The organism is Microbacterium sp. Soil_C_42, from assembly GCF_057656735.1.
The window spans coordinates 198,937-214,594 of the sequence record NZ_JBDGJU010000003.1; the positions used below are offsets into that span (position 1 = coordinate 198,937).

The window sequence follows — 15,658 nt, forward strand, 5'->3', positions numbered from 1 at the left end:
ACCAGACGAGTCTAGGTGAGGCTCGCAGCGAGCACCGGACCGACCGCCGTGCAAAACCGGATCCGGCGCGGGGCGATGCCGGATCAGTCGTCGAAGAGCCCGCGGATGTCGTCGGCGCTGAGCGCCTGCCCGAACAGCGCGTCGTCGTCCATCACCGACCGGAACAGCCGCGCCTTGCGCTGCTGCAGCGCCATGACCTTCTCCTCGATCGTGCCGTTCGCGATGAGCCGGTACACCATCACGCTGCGGTGCTGGCCGATGCGGTGCGCGCGGCCTGTGGCCTGCGCCTCGGCGGCGGGGTTCCACCACGGGTCGAGCAGGAACACGTAGTCCGCCTCGGTCAGCGTGAGACCGAACCCTCCGGCCTTGAGGCTGATGAGGAACACCGGCGCCTCTCCCCCGCGGAACGCGGCGACGGCGGCGTCGCGGTCGCGCGTCGATCCGTCGAGGTACGCGTACGGGATGCCGCGTGCCTCGAGTTCCTTGGCGACCAGGCCCAGAAACGACGTGAACTGGCTGAAGACGAGGGCGCGGTGCCCCTCGGCCAGTGCCTCGTCGAGCTGTTCGAAGAGCGCGGCGAGCTTGCTCGGGGCGATGCTCGCGTGCGCCGGGTCGACGAGCTCGGGTGCCAGGCTCAGCATGCGCAGGAGCGTCAGGGAGCGGAAGACGATGAACCGGTTGCGGTCGAGGTCGTCGAGGAGTCCGAGCACCTTCTGGCGTTCGCGCTGCAGCACGGTGTCGTACAGGGCGCGGTGTGCGGCGCCCAGCTCGATGCGCACCTCCTGCTCCTGCTTGACGGGGAGGTCGGCGGCGACGAGCTCCTTCGTGCGCCGCAGCACGAGCGGACGGATGCGGCGCCGCAGTCGCGCGAGGCGACCGGCGCGGTACTCGCCCCCCTCCTGGTTCTCGGGGACCTTGCCCTTCTCGATCGGCCCCACGTACTCCTCGCGGAACCTCCGGCTCGAGGCGAACAGGCCCGGCGCCGTGAGCGAGAGCAGCGCCCACAGCTCGGTGAGGCTGTTCTCGAGCGGCGTGCCGGTCACGGCGAAGACGACGTCCGCGGACAGATCCCGCGCGGCGCGATACGCCTTGGTCTGGCTGTTCTTCACGAACTGCGCCTCGTCGAGGATGAGGCCCGCCCACGGCACCGCGGCGAACTCGCGCTCGTCGAGCCGGAGCAGGGTGTACGACGTGACGACGATGTCGGCGGAGGCCGCGGCATCCGTCACCGTCGTTCCGCGCTTCGCGCGCGTCGCGTCGATGACGGCGACCCGCAGATCGGGCGTGAAGCGGGCAGCCTCGCTGCGCCAGGTCGAGAGCACCGACGTCGGCGCCACGACGAGGAACGGCCGCCTTTCGCCGGACTCACGGGCACGGGCGATGAGGGCGAGCAGCTGAAGCGTCTTGCCGAGTCCCATGTCGTCCGCGAGGATGCCGCCGAGCCGATGCTCCCAGAGGAAGGCGAGCCAGTCGTACCCCACCCGCTGGTAGGGGCGCAGCTCGGCGTGGAGCGCCGACGGCAGAGGCGCGACGGGCACACCGTCTGCGTCGCGCAGCGCCTCCACGGTCGCGCGCCAGGAGACCGCAGGCTGGGCCTCGTCGGCGAGATCTTCGAAGTCGGCCCACAGCGCCGTCTGGTACCGGCTGATGCGGGGTCCGCTCTCCCACTCCTCGAGCTCTCCGGCTTCGTCGATGAGGTCGCGCAGGCGCTGCAGCGACGGGTGCGACAGGGAGAAGTACGCACCGTCGCTCAGCAGGATCTTCTTGCGCCCCCGTGACAGCGCGGTGAACAGCGTGCCGAACGGGATGCGTCGGCCGTCGATCGTCACCATGACCCCCAGGTCGAACCAATCGGGATCGTTCGTCTCGACCGTCGTGACGTCGATGCGCGGGTCGCCGGCGAGCTCCCGGTACTGCGGCCGCTTCCCCGAGATCTCGACGGTGACGTCGGTGTCGGCTTCCAGCAGCGGCAACAGGCGCGACGCGAACTCCGCCGCGTCGAGGCCCGTCAGCGTGTCGGCGGAGGCGAAGGCGACGGGCGCGTGATCTTCCCACAGCGACTCGACGCGGTCGCGGATCGCCGTCTCGGCCGCGGGGTCACGATCCGCTCCGGTCGAGTCGAGTCCGAGCAGGTCGTCGTCGCCGTACCGCCACGAGAGCGTGTAGACGAGCCGGTGGTTCGGCTCGAAATGCACATGGGCGACGAGCCGCGGCCGCGGTGGCGGGGCGACGTCGAGGCCGGGCGCCTCGATCTCGACCCGGCGCGCGATCCGCGGCAGATGGTCGCGGACGAACTCCTCGGCCTCCGGCCCCGGCACGACGACGGCTTCACGCGCCGTGAGGAGCGCGCCAACCGGGTCCGGCAGTTGCACAGCGGCCAGGACGAGGGCGATGCGCTCGCGCTCGACGGAGAACCGGTACACGCCTGTGCGGCCGACCGGGCGCAGGGCGGCGGCATCCGCGCGCTCGCCGTCGATCGTGACCACGGGCGCGATCTCGAGCCCACGGCCGGTGCGGTGCGCCTGCACGGTCACCGACGCCGACGTCGCGAGGGCGACCGCCGCGGTGCGCTTGGTGGCGACGAGCGGGACGCCGCGATCCGCCGCCGCCGACAGATGCGGCCAGAGCAGGCTCGACTCGATGTCGTCGAGGGTCAGCCACTCCGAGACGTCGGAGAAGGCGCCGAACGAGCGCACGTCGCGGCCGATGCTGTGCAGCTCCGCGAACCAGCGCGCCTGCGCGGGGTCGTAGGCGGTGGTCGGCCGGCGCAGCGCGTCCCACGAGACGCCGCCCTTGATCCACGTGTCGGAGCGGGCCGAGCGCTCGAGCGGGCGCAGGCCGACGAGCACGTCCGCCCCGTGCTGGTGGAGGCTGCGCGGTGTCGCGGACTCGACGCGCGCCGGCGCCCAGGTCGACGCGCCGCGCCGGATGCGCTGGCGGAGTTCGACGCCGAGGGCGAGCGCGGTGCGGGCCCGCTCCGCCGGAGCGGCAGGGAGGAGCACGTCGCGCCAGGACGAGCCGCGGTCGGGTGCGGGCGTGGCGGACGCGAGCCGGTTGCTCGCGAGAAGGGTCGCGACCGTGTGCTTGCAGTCGAACTGCACCGGGCATGTGCAGGACGTCGCCGCGATGGGGTGATCGACGCGCTGCGGGTCGAGCCGCACACGGCAGCGGTACGTCCGGCCGCCGCTGCCGGCCACCACCGCCTCGATGACCGACGTGAGCGGGTCCCACTCGAGGCGCTCGACGGCGCCGTCGGCGAAGTAGCCGACGCCGCGCTCGTACGTGCCGCTGTCGACGAACCGGCGGATGTGCCCGGGGTCGACGAACGGAGGGGGTCCGACAGACGGCGGGGTCACGGCATCCATCCTGCCCGCTCCCGCCGACACCCGGACGGGCGCCTGCTCGTCGTCAGCTCGCGCGCGCGATGCGGGCGAGGACGCCGTGCACGAAGGGGCCCGACTCGTCGGACGAGAACTCCTTCACCAGCTCGACCGCCTCGTCGATCGCGACCGCGGTGGGCACCTCGTCGTTGTAGAGGATCTCCCACGCGCCGATGCGCAGCACGGCACGGTCCACCGCGGGCATGCGGGCGAGCGTCCAGTCCTTCGCGAACGTCGTGATCTGCTCGTCGATGGCGTCCTGGTTGTCGATCACGCCGTCGACGATCTCGCGCGCGTACAGCCACGAGGCCTGACGTGCGGGCTCGTTCGCCGCGCGCTGGGCTTCGGCGGCGAGGACGGTCGCCGGCGCGTCGCCGCGGACGTCGGCCTGGAACAGGATGTCGAGCGCGCGCTTGCGCGCCTTCGTACGGGCACTCATCAGTCAGCGACCGCCGACGTCAGTTGACGCGGCCGAGGTAGTCGCCGGTGCGCGTGTCGACCTTGACCTTGGTGCCGGTCTCGACGAACAGCGGGACCTGGATCTCGTAGCCGGTCTCGACGGTGGCGGCCTTGGTGCCGGCCGACGAGCGATCGCCCTGCAGACCCGGCTCGGTGTAGGTGATCTCGAGCACGACGGATGCCGGCAGCTCGACGTACAGCGGGTTGCCGTTGTTGAGAGCGATCTGCACCTGCTGGTTCTCGAGCAGGAAGTGGGCGGCGTCGCCGACCGTCGTCGCGCCGACGTTGATCTGGTCGTAGTCCTCGACGTCCATGAACACGAAGTTGTCGCCGTCGTTGTAGAGGTAGGTGAAGTCGCGGCGGTCGACGTTCTCGATGTCGATCTTCGCGCCCGCGTTGTAGGTGCGGTCGACGACCTTGCCCGAGACGACGTTCTTGAGCTTCGTGCGGACGAAGGCGCCGCCCTTGCCCGGCTTGACGTGCTGGAACTCGATGACGTTCCAGAGCTGTCCGTCGATCGACAGGACGACGCCGTTCTTGATGTCTGCGGTGGAAGCCATGAGGGTACGAATCCGTTTCGTTGAAGTGCGTGGAGGCGACCGCTGCCCCGTGAACGAGATCAGGGGTCGGAAATGCCGACGTTCGATTCTACGGGATGCCTGGTCCCCGGCCGATTCGTCAGCCCTCGGCCTGCCCGGTGAGGATGTCGATGAGGCGGGCGACCGCCGTCGCGTAGCCGGGCACGCCCTCTCCGATCACGTGGACCACGGCGACGTCGGCGACGTACGAGTGGTGGCGGAACTCCTCGCGCGCCCTCACATCCGAGATGTGCACCTCGGCCACCGGCAGGGCGACGCCCGAGAGGGCATCGCGCAGCACGACGGAGGTGTGGGTCAGACCGCCGGGGTTGATGACGATGCCGGCGCAGTCCTGTCGCGCGTCGTGGATCGCGTCGAGGAGAACCCCCTCGTGGTTGCTCTGGACGGCCCGCACCTCGAAGCCGCGCCGGGCGGCAGCATCCGTCGTCACGCGCACGACGTCCGCCAGTGTCTCGGTGCCGTAGATCCCGGGCTCCCTGGTGCCCAGGAGGTTCAGATTGGGGCCGTTGACGAGCAGGAGGCGACGAGGGGCGGTCATGCTCGCACGATATCAGCGCGCGCGGCGCCGGCTCTCTGGGCGGAGAGCCGGACGGGCGCGTTGCCGGCGCCGTACCCGTCGTAGCGGCCGCGGCGCTCGACGAACTCGCAGAACAGGTCGCCGACCGTGGCGGTGTAGAAGTGCAGGTACTCGCCCTGTGCGTCGCGGTCGAAGACGAGGTCGAGCTCGCGCAGCGTCGCGAGGAACCCCTCGTCGAGGTCGAATCGTGCCGCGAGATCCTCGTAGTAGTTGCGCGGGATCGGCAGCGGGTGCAGGCCCCTCGCCTTGGCGGCGCGCGCGAGCGCCACGATGTCGTCGCACGCGAAGGCGACGTGCTGCGGCATGGCGGCCGGTCGCCCCGACAGGATCGGCGGCGACACGTTGAGCGGGATGCGGATGGAGCCGTCCGGGGACTGGATGACGCGGCTCTGCACGAGGCCCTGAGGGCTCGCCACCTCCGTCGAGCTCGCCGTCGGAAGCTCGAGCACCGAGGAGAAGAACAGGATCGCCTCATCGACGACCTGCCAGGGCTGGCCGAGGCTCACGTGATCGACGGCGGTGATGGGGCTGTCGCGCAGGGGCGCGCCGTGCTCGAACTCGGCGGCCCACGTCGGTTCGACCTCCGTGCCGCGCGACGACCAGAAGATCTCGGTGCCGTCCGGCGCCGTGCCGCCGTCGAGCAGCTGCTCCCCCGCGTAGGTGCGTCGGTAGGCGAGCGGCGTGCCCAGCTCTGCGGCCCGCGCGGTCAGCGCGACGGCGTCGGGGACGTCGAACCCGACCGCCGCGATGTGCGGGTCGAGGTCGCGGGCGTGCTGCTCGTTGAGCACGACGCGCGCGTCGCCGGCCGTCCACAGCGTGACGGGCTTCGTGCGGTGCTTGCCGCGCGGCGTGAACCCGACGGTCTCCAGGAGCGCCTCGATGCTCGAGGTGTCCTCGGCCTTGATCTCGACGAAATCGAATCCCACGGGCGTGCCGCCGTCGGCGAGCGTCTCGAAGTCTGCGGGCGCGGCGCTTCCGAGCTCCCGTGCGACGGCGTCTTCGAGCCAGCGCAGGGACCGCCGCGCGTGGACGGCGGTGCCTGTCACGTCGACCTGCCGGAAGGTGTCGTTGAAGACCTCGAGCGACACCGGGCCGTCGTAGCCGGCGCGCAGGACGTGGGTGAGGAAGCGCGTCAGATCGAAGCTCCCCTCGCCGGGGAAGAGGCGATGGTGCCGGCTCCATGAGAGGACGTCCATCGAGAGCGCGGGCGCATCGGCGAGCTGAAGGAAGAAGATGCGGTCGCCCGGGATCTGTTCGATCGCCACCGGGTCGTGGCCGCGGGAGAGGATGTGGAAGGAGTCGAGGCACACGCCGACGGCCGGGTGGTCCGCCAGCTGTACGATCCGCCACGCACGTCGGTAGTCGTCGATGTACCTGCCCCACGCCAGCGCCTCGAAGGCGATCCGGACGCCGTGCTCCTGGGCGAGATCACCGAGCCGGCGAAGCTGGGACGCCGACACCGCGTCGTCGTCGACCGTCGCGGTCGCCACGTTGCTGCAGCAGAGCACGACCTCGATCCCCATCCGCCGCATGAGGGAGAACTTCGCCTTCGCGCGCCGCAGCACATCCTGGAACGCCGGTTCGTCGACGCCCTCGACGTCGCGCATCGGCTGATACAGGTCGAGCGTCAGCCCGAGGCGCTCCGCGAGAGCACGCACCTCCTCCGGGCTCTCCGGCGCCGACACGAGGTCGGGCTCGAAGATCTCGACGCCGTCGAAGCCCGCTGCGGCGGCAGCGTGCAGCTTTTCGACGAGCGTCCCGCTCATGCACACCGTCGCGATGGAGGTCCTCATGGCGTCACAATGTACCAGTTGGTACATTGTGACGCACCCCCTCCCTCGCGAGCGCCGCGTGCGCCGCCCACTATCCTGGCGATCGTGCCCCCCGTTACACGCGATGCCGAGAGGACGCGAGCCGAGCTCCTCGCGGTCGCGACGGAGGTGTTCGCCGAGGAGGGGTACTCCGGAGCCCGCGTAGACGACATCGCCGAGCGCACGCGCACGACGAAGCGGATGATCTACTACTACTTCGGCGGCAAGGAGCAGCTCTACCTGGCGGTGCTCGAGAAGGCCTATCAGGGCATTCGGGAGGCCGAGCAGGCGATCGATGTGGACCACACGGATCCCGTCGCGGCGATCCGCCGGCTCGCTGAGCTCACCTTCGACCACCACGTGACGCACGACGCGTTCATCCGGCTCGTGGCCATCGAGAACATCCATCGCGGCGAGTTCATCCGGCGGATCGACTCGCTCCGCACGCTCGCCCAGCCCGCGAAGACCCTTCTCGACGAGATCCTCGAACTCGGCCGCGCGGCAGGTGTCTTCCGCGACGATGTCGACGCGATCGACGTCCACCTCGTCATCAGCGCGTACTGCGTGTTCCAGATCGCCAACCAGTACACGTTCGGCTACCTCTTCGACGTGTCGTTCACCGATCCCGAACGCCGCAGTCACCTGCGATCCCTCATCGGCGACGTCGTCGTCGGCTGGCTCACGAACACCGCGCGGTAACCGGCGCACCCGCCGTCGCCTGCTCGATCCCGGGACGCGGTCGCTCTTGACATCGGCGTTCTCTCGTGGTTTTCTCTGAACGTACCAGTTAGTACATAGCCGTACCGGTCGGACGAAGGAGTGCCATGAGCCAGACACCGCCGTACCTCGTCGGGCTCGTCGGAACGGGCGTGACCCCTTCCCTGACGCCCGCTATGCACATGGCCGAAGCCCGTGCGCTCGGCCTCGACTACGTGTACCGGACGATCGACCTGACGACTCTCGGCCTTGCGCCCGACCAGTTGCCGGACATCCTCGCGTGGGCGCGTCGCCTCGGGTTCGACGCCCTCAATGTGACCCACCCGTGCAAGCGTCTTGTGCTCGAGTACCTCGACCGCGTCGACCCGCTCGCCCAGGCGCTCGGGTCGGTCAACACCGTGCTCTTCACCGACGAAGGGCTCGTCGGTCACAACACCGACACCACCGGATTCGAGACGGCGTTCCGCACGGGCCTTCCGCGCGCGTCGGTCGATGACGTGACGCTGCTGGGGGCGGGCGGTGCCGGCTCCGCCGTCGCAGACGCCCTTCTCCGCGTCGGGACCCGCCGGCTGACGGTCGTCGACATCGACGCCGAACGGGCGGAGGAGCTGGCCGGCGACCTGACGCGTCGTCATGCGGTCGAGGTGGGCCACGCCACGACGGACGCGCTCCCGAACCTCCTCGCGTCGGCCTCGGGGCTGGTGCACTGCACGCCGACCGGCATGAAGGAGCACCCCGGAACGCCGTTCTCCCCCGATCTGCTGCGGCCCGGGCTGTGGGTAGCCGACATCGTCTACCGGCCCCTCGACACCGCGCTCCTGCGCGCTGCCCGCGACGCCGGCTGCGCCACGCTCGACGGCGGAAGCATGGCGGTCCACCAGGCCGTCGACGCCTTCCGACTCATCACGGGCCACCAGCCCGACCCCGCCCGCATGATCCGCCACTTCCACGACCTCGTTGCTCCGCACCCCGTGCCGGCGTGACACTCACATAGAGAAGGACGACCGATGACCACCACCGCAACGACGCGGAAGACCCCCGTGAAGGCGGCTGTCGCCAGCTTCATGGGCAGCGCCGTGGAGTACTACGACTTCTTCCTGTTCGGCTCCGCCGCAGCGCTCATCTTCCCCACCGTCTTCTTCCCGTCCGACAATCAGGCCGCCCTCGTCATGTCGTTCGCGACGTTCGGCTTCGCCTACATCGCGCGGCCCGTCGGCGCCGTCATCCTCGGCCACTTCGGTGACCGCATCGGTCGGCAGAAGGTCCTCATGTTCACCCTGCTGCTGATGGGGATCTCGACCTTCACGATCGGCTGCCTTCCGGGCTACGAGCAGATCGGCTGGGCCGCCCCGGCGCTGCTGGTGCTGTGCCGGCTCATGCAGGGCCTCTCGGCCGCCGGCGAGCAGGCGGGTGCGTCGTCGCTCACGCTGGAGCACGCGCCCGACGACCGCCGGTCCTTCTTCACGTCATGGACCCTCACGGGAACCCAGGGCGGCCAGATCCTCGCCGCACTGATCTTCATCCCGGTCGTCGCGCTCCCTGACGAGATCAAGTACACGTGGGGCTGGCGCGTGCCGTTCTGGCTGAGTGCGGTCGTGGTGCTGGTGGCCTTCTTCATCCGGCGGACGCTGCACGAGACGCCCGAGTTCGAGCAGGCGAAGGCGGAGGGCAGGATCGCACGGATGCCGCTCATCCCGCTTCTGCGCGACCACTGGCGCGACGTGCTCCGTGTCATCTGCTGCGCGTTCATCGCCGCCGTCTCGACGGTGTTCGGCAACCTCGCCATCGCGTACGGCGTGGAGGTCGGACTCAACGCCGCCATCACGCTCTGGCTCGTCGTCGTCGCGAACCTCGTCGCGATCGGCACGCAGCCCCTGTTCGCCGCTCTGGCCGACCGCATCGGCCGCAAGCCGGTCTTCATCTACGGCGCGCTCTCGTCAGCGGTGTTCATGCCCTTCTACATGCTGTCGATGGGGGCGGGGAACGAGTTCGTCACGTTCCTGCTCGCAGTGCTCACCTTCTCGTTCGGGTATGCCGCCGCGAACGCCGTGTGGCCGTCGTTCTACGGCGAGATGTTCAGCACGCGCGTGCGGTTCTCGGGCATGGCGATCGGCACGCAGCTCGGATTCCTCATGGCGGGCTTCGCCCCGTCCATCGTCACGGCGCTGGGCGGCGTGCAGGAGGGCGGCTGGGTCGTGATCAGCGTCTTCACCGCGGTGATCTCGCTCATCGCGACCGTCAGCGCCCTCACGGCACGCGAGTCGAAGGGCATCCCCACGGCCGAGCTCGGTCTGCGCTCCGAGAAGCACGAGGCGCTCGTGCCGACTCACTGAGCACCGCGGCTGTCACAGGCCCCGTCCCGCTGAGCGGGGCGGGGCCTTCGCGGTCACGGCAGCGGGCGGGCCATCACGATCTCGGGACCGATGACGCTGGTGAACGTCTCGCCCGTGGGCACGAAACCCGCTCGGCGATACGCCCCCTGGGCACGGGGGTTGTCCCGGTGCACGTCGAGGCTGAGCCGGGTCAGCCCGAGCGACGTCACCCAGTCCGCGGCGGCGGCCAGCAGGAGGTCGATCGCTCCCGTGCCGCGATGAGCCGGGTTGACGTAGACCCCGACGACATCCGCCCGACGGTCGTCGACGAAGCGGCCCAGGTGATCGGTCTGCCCGGTCGCGCGGATGAGCACGGAGAGGCTGCCCACCCACACGTCGTCCACCACCGCCACGAACTGCGCGGCCGTCTCGCTCCCGGCGGCCAGCTCGGCGCGCTCGCGCCAGAACTGCTCCGTGCGGGCCGCGACCTGTGCCGGCGTCTCAAGGAACGCGATGTTCGCGTCGGGATCGCCCGTGGACTCGAGCCGCAGCTCGCGCACCGCCTGCCACTCATCGGGACGGACGCGGCGCACGGCTACACTGCTCACCCCGCGACCTCCTGGTACGCGGCGAAGAGCAGCGACTCGTCCGGCGCCTGCAGCACGGTGGGCTTGGCGATGTCGTCGAGCACGATGAATCGCAGCATTGCGCCGCGGCTCTTCTTGTCGCGCTGCATGGTCGACAGCAGCTGCGGCCACGCGCCGGCGCGGTAGCTCGTCGGCAGGCCGAGGGACTCGAGGATGTCGCGGTGGCGTTGGGCGGCGGCATCCGGAAGCCGGCCCGCGAGGCGCGACAGCTCGGCGGCGAAGACCATGCCCACGGAGATCGCGGCGCCGTGGCGCCAGCGGTAGCGCTCGGCGTGCTCGATCGCGTGGCCCAGGGTGTGGCCGTAGTTGAGGATCTCGCGCAGGCCCGCCTCGCGGAGGTCCTCCCCCACGACGCGCGCCTTCATCTCGATGGCGAGCTCGATGGTGCGACGGAACGCGGCGCTCTGCGGGTCGACCGCGTTCTCGGGGTCGGCCTCGATCAGCTCGAGGATCTCGGGGGCCCAGATGAAGCCGGCCTTGACGACCTCGGCGTAGCCGGCGACGCGCTCGTTGCGCGACAGGCCGTCGAGCAGGTCGAGGTCGCAGATCACGGTGCGCGGCGTCCAGAACGCGCCCACGAGGTTCTTGCCCTCGGCGGTGTTGACTCCGGTCTTGCCGCCGACGGCGGCGTCGACCATGCCCAGCACGGTGGTCGGCACCTGCACGACCTCGACGCCCCGCAGCCACGTCGCGGCCACGAATCCGGCGAGGTCGGTCACCGCTCCCCCGCCGAACCCGACGACGGCGTCGGTGCGGGTGAAGTCCGCCTTGCCCATGACCTGCCAGCAGAAAGCGGCCACTTCGATGCGCTTTCCCGCTTCGGCGTCGGGGATCTCGGCGAGAAGCACCTCGCGATCGGCCATGAGCTGGGCGCGCAGGCGCTCCGCCTCGGCGGCGAGGGTCGGCGGGTGGATCACGAGCACCTTGCGCGCGGCGGGCGGCAGCGCCTCGCCCACGGACGACAGGATGCCGTGTCCCACGGTGATGTCGTAGCTCGCGTCTCCGCTCACGGTGATGGTCGTGGCATCCGTCACTTCGGGTCCTCCTGGTCGTTCCCGCCACGCAGCCACGCGATCAGGGCGTCGACGACGTCCTGCAGCGGACCGGTGGAGGTGTCGAAGGTGATGTCGGCGAGTTCCTCGTAGACGGGCCGGCGCTCTTCGAAGATCGCGGTCCAGCGCTCGATCGCATCGTCGCCGCCCTGCAGCAGCGGCCGGTTCGAGTCGCGGACACGGCCCGCGACGACGCGCGGGGAGACGGTGAGCAGCACGACGCGATGCCCGGCGAGGTCGGCCCGCGTCTCGGGGTTCAGCACGGCGCCGCCGCCCAGCGAGACCACCCCGCCGCTCGCGAGTCCTTCGACCACGGCGGCGCGCTCGGCGGCGCGGAACTGCGCCTCACCGCGCTCCACGAACAGCTTGTCGATCGGTCCGTGGTCGCGGACGACCGCGGCGTCGGTGTCGAAGAACGGAAGGCTCAGCGCGCGCGCCACCTTCTTGCCGATGCTCGTCTTGCCGGCCCCCATGGGACCGATGAGCACGACGGCGTCAGCGGGCGTTGTCATGGTCGGCGAGGCCGGCGTCGCTGGCCGCCGCACTGCGCAGCGCGTCGGGGATCGCCGCGAGGTAGCCCTCGATGTTGCGGCGCGTCTCGGCGACGCTGTCGCCCCCGAACTTCTCGAGCACGACGTCGGCCAGCACGACCGCGACCATCGCCTCCGCGACGACGCCCGCTGCGGGCACGGCGCACACGTCAGAGCGCTGGTGGTGGGCCGATGCGGCGTCGCCGGTGGCGACGTCGACCGTGCGCAGCGCCTTCGGCACCGTGGCGATCGGCTTCATGCCGGCGCGCACGCGCAACACCGTGCCGGTCGACATGCCGCCCTCGGTGCCGCCTGCCTTGTCGCTCGAGCGCGTGATGCCGTCGTCGGCGACGAACAGCTCGTCGTGCGCGGCGGAGCCGCGGCGGCGCGTGGTCTCGAAGCCGTCGCCGACCTCGACGCCCTTGATGGCCTGGATGCTCATGAGCGCCTGCGCGAGCTTCGCGTCGAGGCGGCGGTCCCAGTGCACGTGCGAGCCGAGCCCCGGGGGCAGCCCGTAGGCGAGCACCTCGACGATGCCGCCCAGCGTGTCGCCGTCCTTTCGGGCGTCGTCGACCTCGGCGACCATGGCCGCGCTCGTGGCGGCGTCGAAGCAGCGCAGCGGGTCGGCGTCGAGCGCGTCGACGTCATCGGGAGTCGGCAGCGCCGAGCCCTCGGGGACCTGCACCGGCCCGATCGAGAGGGTGTGGCTGACGAGACGGATGCCGAGCTCGGCCAGGAACGCTCGTGCGAGTGCGCCGAGGGCGACCCGTGCGGCGGTCTCGCGGGCACTCGCGCGCTCGAGGATCGGGCGAGCCTCGTCGAAGCCGTACTTCTGCATGCCGACGAGGTCGGCGTGGCCCGGGCGGGGGCGCGTGAGCGCGGCGCCGCGTCCGCGGGACTTCTCCGTGAGGTCCGCGGGCTCGGCGCTCATGACCTCGACCCATTTCGGCCACTCGGTGTTGCCGATGCGCAGCGCGATGGGGCTGCCCAGGGTCGTGCCGTGCACGACGCCGGACGAGATCGTGAGCTCGTCCTCCTCGAACTTCATCCGCGAACCGCGGCCATAGCCGAGCTTGCGGCGCGCGAGATCCGCCTGGATCGCGGCGCGGGAGATGGGGACGCCCGCAGGCAGGCCCTCCATGACGGCGACGAGTTCGGGGCCGTGCGATTCGCCGGCCGTGAGCACGCGGAGCATTGGTCCAGTCTCCCACGCCCCGGGGGGCCGTTACGCCGCGGCGGGCTCCCCGAGCGCCTGGCGCATCGCCTCCAGCGCCTCCGCCTCGCGATCGAGGGGCGTGTCGGAGGCGCCGTGCCGGAAGATCCGGATCTGCAGCAGGGCCTGGTGCAGCAGCATCCCGAGTCCCGATCGGGCGGTGCCGCCCGTGCGCTCCCACGCGGCCGACAGCGCCGTCGGCCAGTGCCCGTACACGACGTCGAGCAGGTGGCCGCCGGAGCGGGCGAGGGCGTCGGCTGCGGCATCCGGAACCGGTGCGTCGCCCGGCAGGGTCGCGATCGTGAGCGGCACGTCGGCACGAACGGATGCGGCGAACGGCGTGGGCGTCACGGCGATGCCGATGCGGCGGCCGAGGTCGGCGAGCGGCGCGACGGCCTCGGGGCGGCGGGCGACCACGTCGACCTCGCGCGCGCCGAGCTCGGACACGGCGACGAGCGCCGAGGTCGCGGTGGCGCCGGCGCCGACGATGCGCGCCCGCGGCACCGTCACGATGCCGTCGTCGGCGAGGGCGCGGACGATGCCGCCCACGTCGGTGTTGAAACCGCGCGCGCCGTCGGTGTCGAGCAGCAGCGTATTGACCGCGCCGGTCAGTTCGGCGCGGCGGTCGAGCACCGCCGCGGCCGCGAACGCGACGCCCTTGAGCGGCATCGTGAGCGACAGGCCCCGCCAGGCGTCGTCGAGCCCGGCGAGCTCGCCGGCGAAGGACCCCTCGTCCACCTGACGGCGTCCGTAGGTCCAGCCGAGCCCGAGAACGTCGTACGCCGCGGCGTGCAGCTGCGGCGAGCGGCTGTGCGCGATCGGGTCGCCCCAGACCTCCAGGCGCGACGCGTGGGGGTTCAGCACCCCTGGTCCGGGTTGTCGCGGCACCACTGCTGCCACTGCTCGACGTACTTCAGATGCTCGCTGTAGGTCGCGCTGAACTGCGTCTCGCCGGTGAGGAGGTTCACCGTCACGAAGTAGAGCCAGGGGCCGTCCGCCGGATGCATCGCCGCGTCGATCGCCACGTCTCCCGGGTTGGCGATCGGGCCGACGGGCAGTCCCGTGTTGACGTAGGTGTTCCACGGGTTGGGATCGTTGAGGGCCTCCTCGGACGAACTGACCGTGCCGTCGTGCATCTCGCCGTAGCCGTACTGCGCCGTGGAGTCCATCTGGAGCTTGCCGAATGTCTCCTGGTTGTTCGCGTCCAGCCGGTTGAGGATGACGCGCGCCACCTTCTGCATGTCGGCACCCGAGCTGGCCTCACGCTGAACGACTGAGGCGGTCGTGAGGATCTCCTGGCGCCGCTCGGCCGGCACGCCGGCGGCGTCGAGCGACTGGATGGTGCGGTCGACGAGCGTCTGGATGGCCGACTGCGCGGTGACCGTCGGGTCGAAGGTGTAGGTCGCCGGGAAGAGCCAGCCTTCGAGCGGCTGTCCGCCTGCCGCGACGACGTCCGGGTCTGCGGGCACGCCGTACGCGGACGAGTCGGCGGCCGCCGCGGTGAGCTCTTCGAGCGGGATGCCGGTCCCCTCCGAGATCCGTGCGAGGGTCTGCTCGACGGTGTAGCCCTCGGGGATCTGTGCGGTGAACTCCTGCTTGTTGGCGGAATCCATGAGAGCGGCGAGGGCTGCTTCGCTCGTCATCTGCTTCTGGAGCTTGTAGACCCCCGGCTGAAAGGTGGGGTTCTGCCCGCTCGTGATGAGGAAGTCGTAGAACGCGTCGGGCGTCTTCGTCACCCCTGCGTCGTACAGCGACTGCGAGATGGGCGAGCCGGTGTCGCCCTCGGCGATCGTGACGAACGTCTCGCCGTTCGCCAGCCCCGCTTCGTAGTCCTTGGGCTCTTCCCAGCCCATCACCTCGCGGATCTTGTCTTCGTAGGTGTTCCAGACGTACAGGCCGCCGGCGGCGATGCCGCCGAGGATCAGCAGCACGACGCCGAGCGCGATCCAGCCGCCGATGCGCCGGCGCTTCTTGTTCGGCGGCGGCGGGGCGTGCCCGATCTCGCTCGTGGACGCCGACCCGCTGAAGAGGTCCTCGAGCGAACCGGTGGAGGGCACGGGCTCGTCGGCCGATTCCCGCGCGGGCCCTGCGGATGCAGCTGCCGCCATCGAGGGCGCGGGAGCGGCTGCCGGCGCGGCCCCTCCGCGGCTGTACGGCATCGCCGGGCTGACGCCCGCCGATGCGAAGATCCACGGGTCGTCTTCGACGTGGGCCTCGACGTCGATCGGCTCGGTGGTCGGGCGCGGGGTGCGCAGCGGCACCGGCTGGAAGCCGCTGCCCTGCGCCGGCTGGGCGGACGGGGCCGGCTGGGCGGACGGGGCCCCCGCGGCAGAGGCCGCGGCGGGAGCGGCCTCGACGACG

General features: G+C 71.0%; 14 protein-coding genes. 3 read left to right on the top strand and 11 right to left on the bottom strand.

Features of this window, described 5'->3' with window-relative positions; genetic code table 11:
* Positions 1–83 precede the first annotated feature (83 nt).
* The 5 genes from AC3A46_RS03795 to AC3A46_RS03815 form a co-directional block, all read right to left on the bottom strand.
* Positions 84–3,356: a DEAD/DEAH box helicase gene (locus AC3A46_RS03795; protein WP_487663874.1), complete on the bottom strand. Its 3,273-nt coding sequence runs from the start codon at positions 3,354–3,356 to the stop codon at positions 84–86.
* Between the two features lie 52 nt (positions 3,357–3,408).
* A complete protein-coding gene (gene nusB / locus AC3A46_RS03800) occupies positions 3,409–3,819 on the bottom strand; it encodes a transcription antitermination factor NusB (RefSeq protein ID WP_487663875.1) in 411 nt (136 codons plus the stop codon).
* Positions 3,820–3,838: 19 nt separating this feature from the next.
* Positions 3,839–4,399, bottom strand: a complete 561-nt coding sequence (gene efp, locus AC3A46_RS03805) for an elongation factor P (protein ID WP_487663876.1) — start codon at positions 4,397–4,399, stop codon at positions 3,839–3,841.
* 118 nt (positions 4,400–4,517) lie between these two features.
* Entirely contained in the window at positions 4,518–4,976 is a 459-nt protein-coding gene (gene aroQ, locus AC3A46_RS03810) for a type II 3-dehydroquinate dehydratase (protein WP_487663877.1), read from the bottom strand.
* A complete protein-coding gene (locus AC3A46_RS03815; protein WP_487663878.1) occupies positions 4,973–6,808 on the bottom strand; it encodes a bifunctional sugar phosphate isomerase/epimerase/4-hydroxyphenylpyruvate dioxygenase family protein in 1,836 nt (611 codons plus the stop codon). Before AC3A46_RS03815 ends, aroQ begins: the two co-directional genes overlap by 4 nt.
* An 84-nt stretch (positions 6,809–6,892) precedes the next feature.
* On the opposite strand from AC3A46_RS03815, the gene AC3A46_RS03820 reads away from it, so the two are divergent.
* The 3 genes from AC3A46_RS03820 to AC3A46_RS03830 all read left to right on the top strand — a co-directional run bounded on the left by AC3A46_RS03820 (position 6,893) and on the right by AC3A46_RS03830 (position 9,876).
* Positions 6,893–7,525 carry a TetR/AcrR family transcriptional regulator gene (locus tag AC3A46_RS03820; RefSeq protein WP_487663879.1) on the top strand — a complete coding sequence of 211 codons (633 nt, stop codon included), beginning with the start codon at positions 6,893–6,895 and terminating at the stop codon, positions 7,523–7,525.
* Between the two features lie 125 nt (positions 7,526–7,650).
* Complete coding sequence (locus AC3A46_RS03825; protein WP_487663880.1) at positions 7,651–8,526, top strand: shikimate dehydrogenase; 876 nt, start codon at positions 7,651–7,653, stop codon at positions 8,524–8,526.
* Between the two features lie 24 nt (positions 8,527–8,550).
* Positions 8,551–9,876 carry an MFS transporter gene (locus AC3A46_RS03830; RefSeq protein WP_487663881.1) on the top strand — a complete coding sequence of 442 codons (1,326 nt, stop codon included), beginning with the start codon at positions 8,551–8,553 and terminating at the stop codon, positions 9,874–9,876.
* Between the two features lie 53 nt (positions 9,877–9,929).
* Here AC3A46_RS03830 and AC3A46_RS03835 read toward each other — a convergent pair whose 3' ends face one another.
* The 6 genes from AC3A46_RS03835 to mltG all read right to left on the bottom strand — a co-directional run.
* The gene (locus AC3A46_RS03835; RefSeq protein WP_487663882.1) at positions 9,930–10,463 is read right to left on the bottom strand and encodes a GNAT family N-acetyltransferase; all 534 of its coding nucleotides are present in this window, start codon (positions 10,461–10,463) and stop codon (positions 9,930–9,932) included.
* The gene (gene aroB / locus AC3A46_RS03840) at positions 10,460–11,536 is read right to left on the bottom strand and encodes a 3-dehydroquinate synthase (RefSeq protein WP_487663883.1); all 1,077 of its coding nucleotides are present in this window, start codon (positions 11,534–11,536) and stop codon (positions 10,460–10,462) included. The genes AC3A46_RS03835 and aroB overlap by 4 nt, the downstream gene beginning before the upstream one ends.
* A complete protein-coding gene (locus AC3A46_RS03845; RefSeq protein WP_487663884.1) occupies positions 11,533–12,066 on the bottom strand; it encodes a shikimate kinase in 534 nt (177 codons plus the stop codon). The genes aroB and AC3A46_RS03845 overlap by 4 nt, the downstream gene beginning before the upstream one ends.
* Complete coding sequence (gene aroC / locus AC3A46_RS03850; protein ID WP_487663885.1) at positions 12,050–13,279, bottom strand: chorismate synthase; 1,230 nt, start codon at positions 13,277–13,279, stop codon at positions 12,050–12,052. The genes AC3A46_RS03845 and aroC overlap by 17 nt, the downstream gene beginning before the upstream one ends.
* A 30-nt stretch (positions 13,280–13,309) precedes the next feature.
* Positions 13,310–14,161 carry a shikimate dehydrogenase gene (locus tag AC3A46_RS03855; protein WP_487663886.1) on the bottom strand — a complete coding sequence of 284 codons (852 nt, stop codon included), beginning with the start codon at positions 14,159–14,161 and terminating at the stop codon, positions 13,310–13,312.
* Positions 14,155–15,658 (bottom strand): endolytic transglycosylase MltG (gene mltG / locus AC3A46_RS03860; RefSeq protein WP_487663887.1); only part of this gene is annotated, 1,504 nt, incomplete at its 5' end. The genes mltG and AC3A46_RS03855, both read right to left, overlap by 7 nt.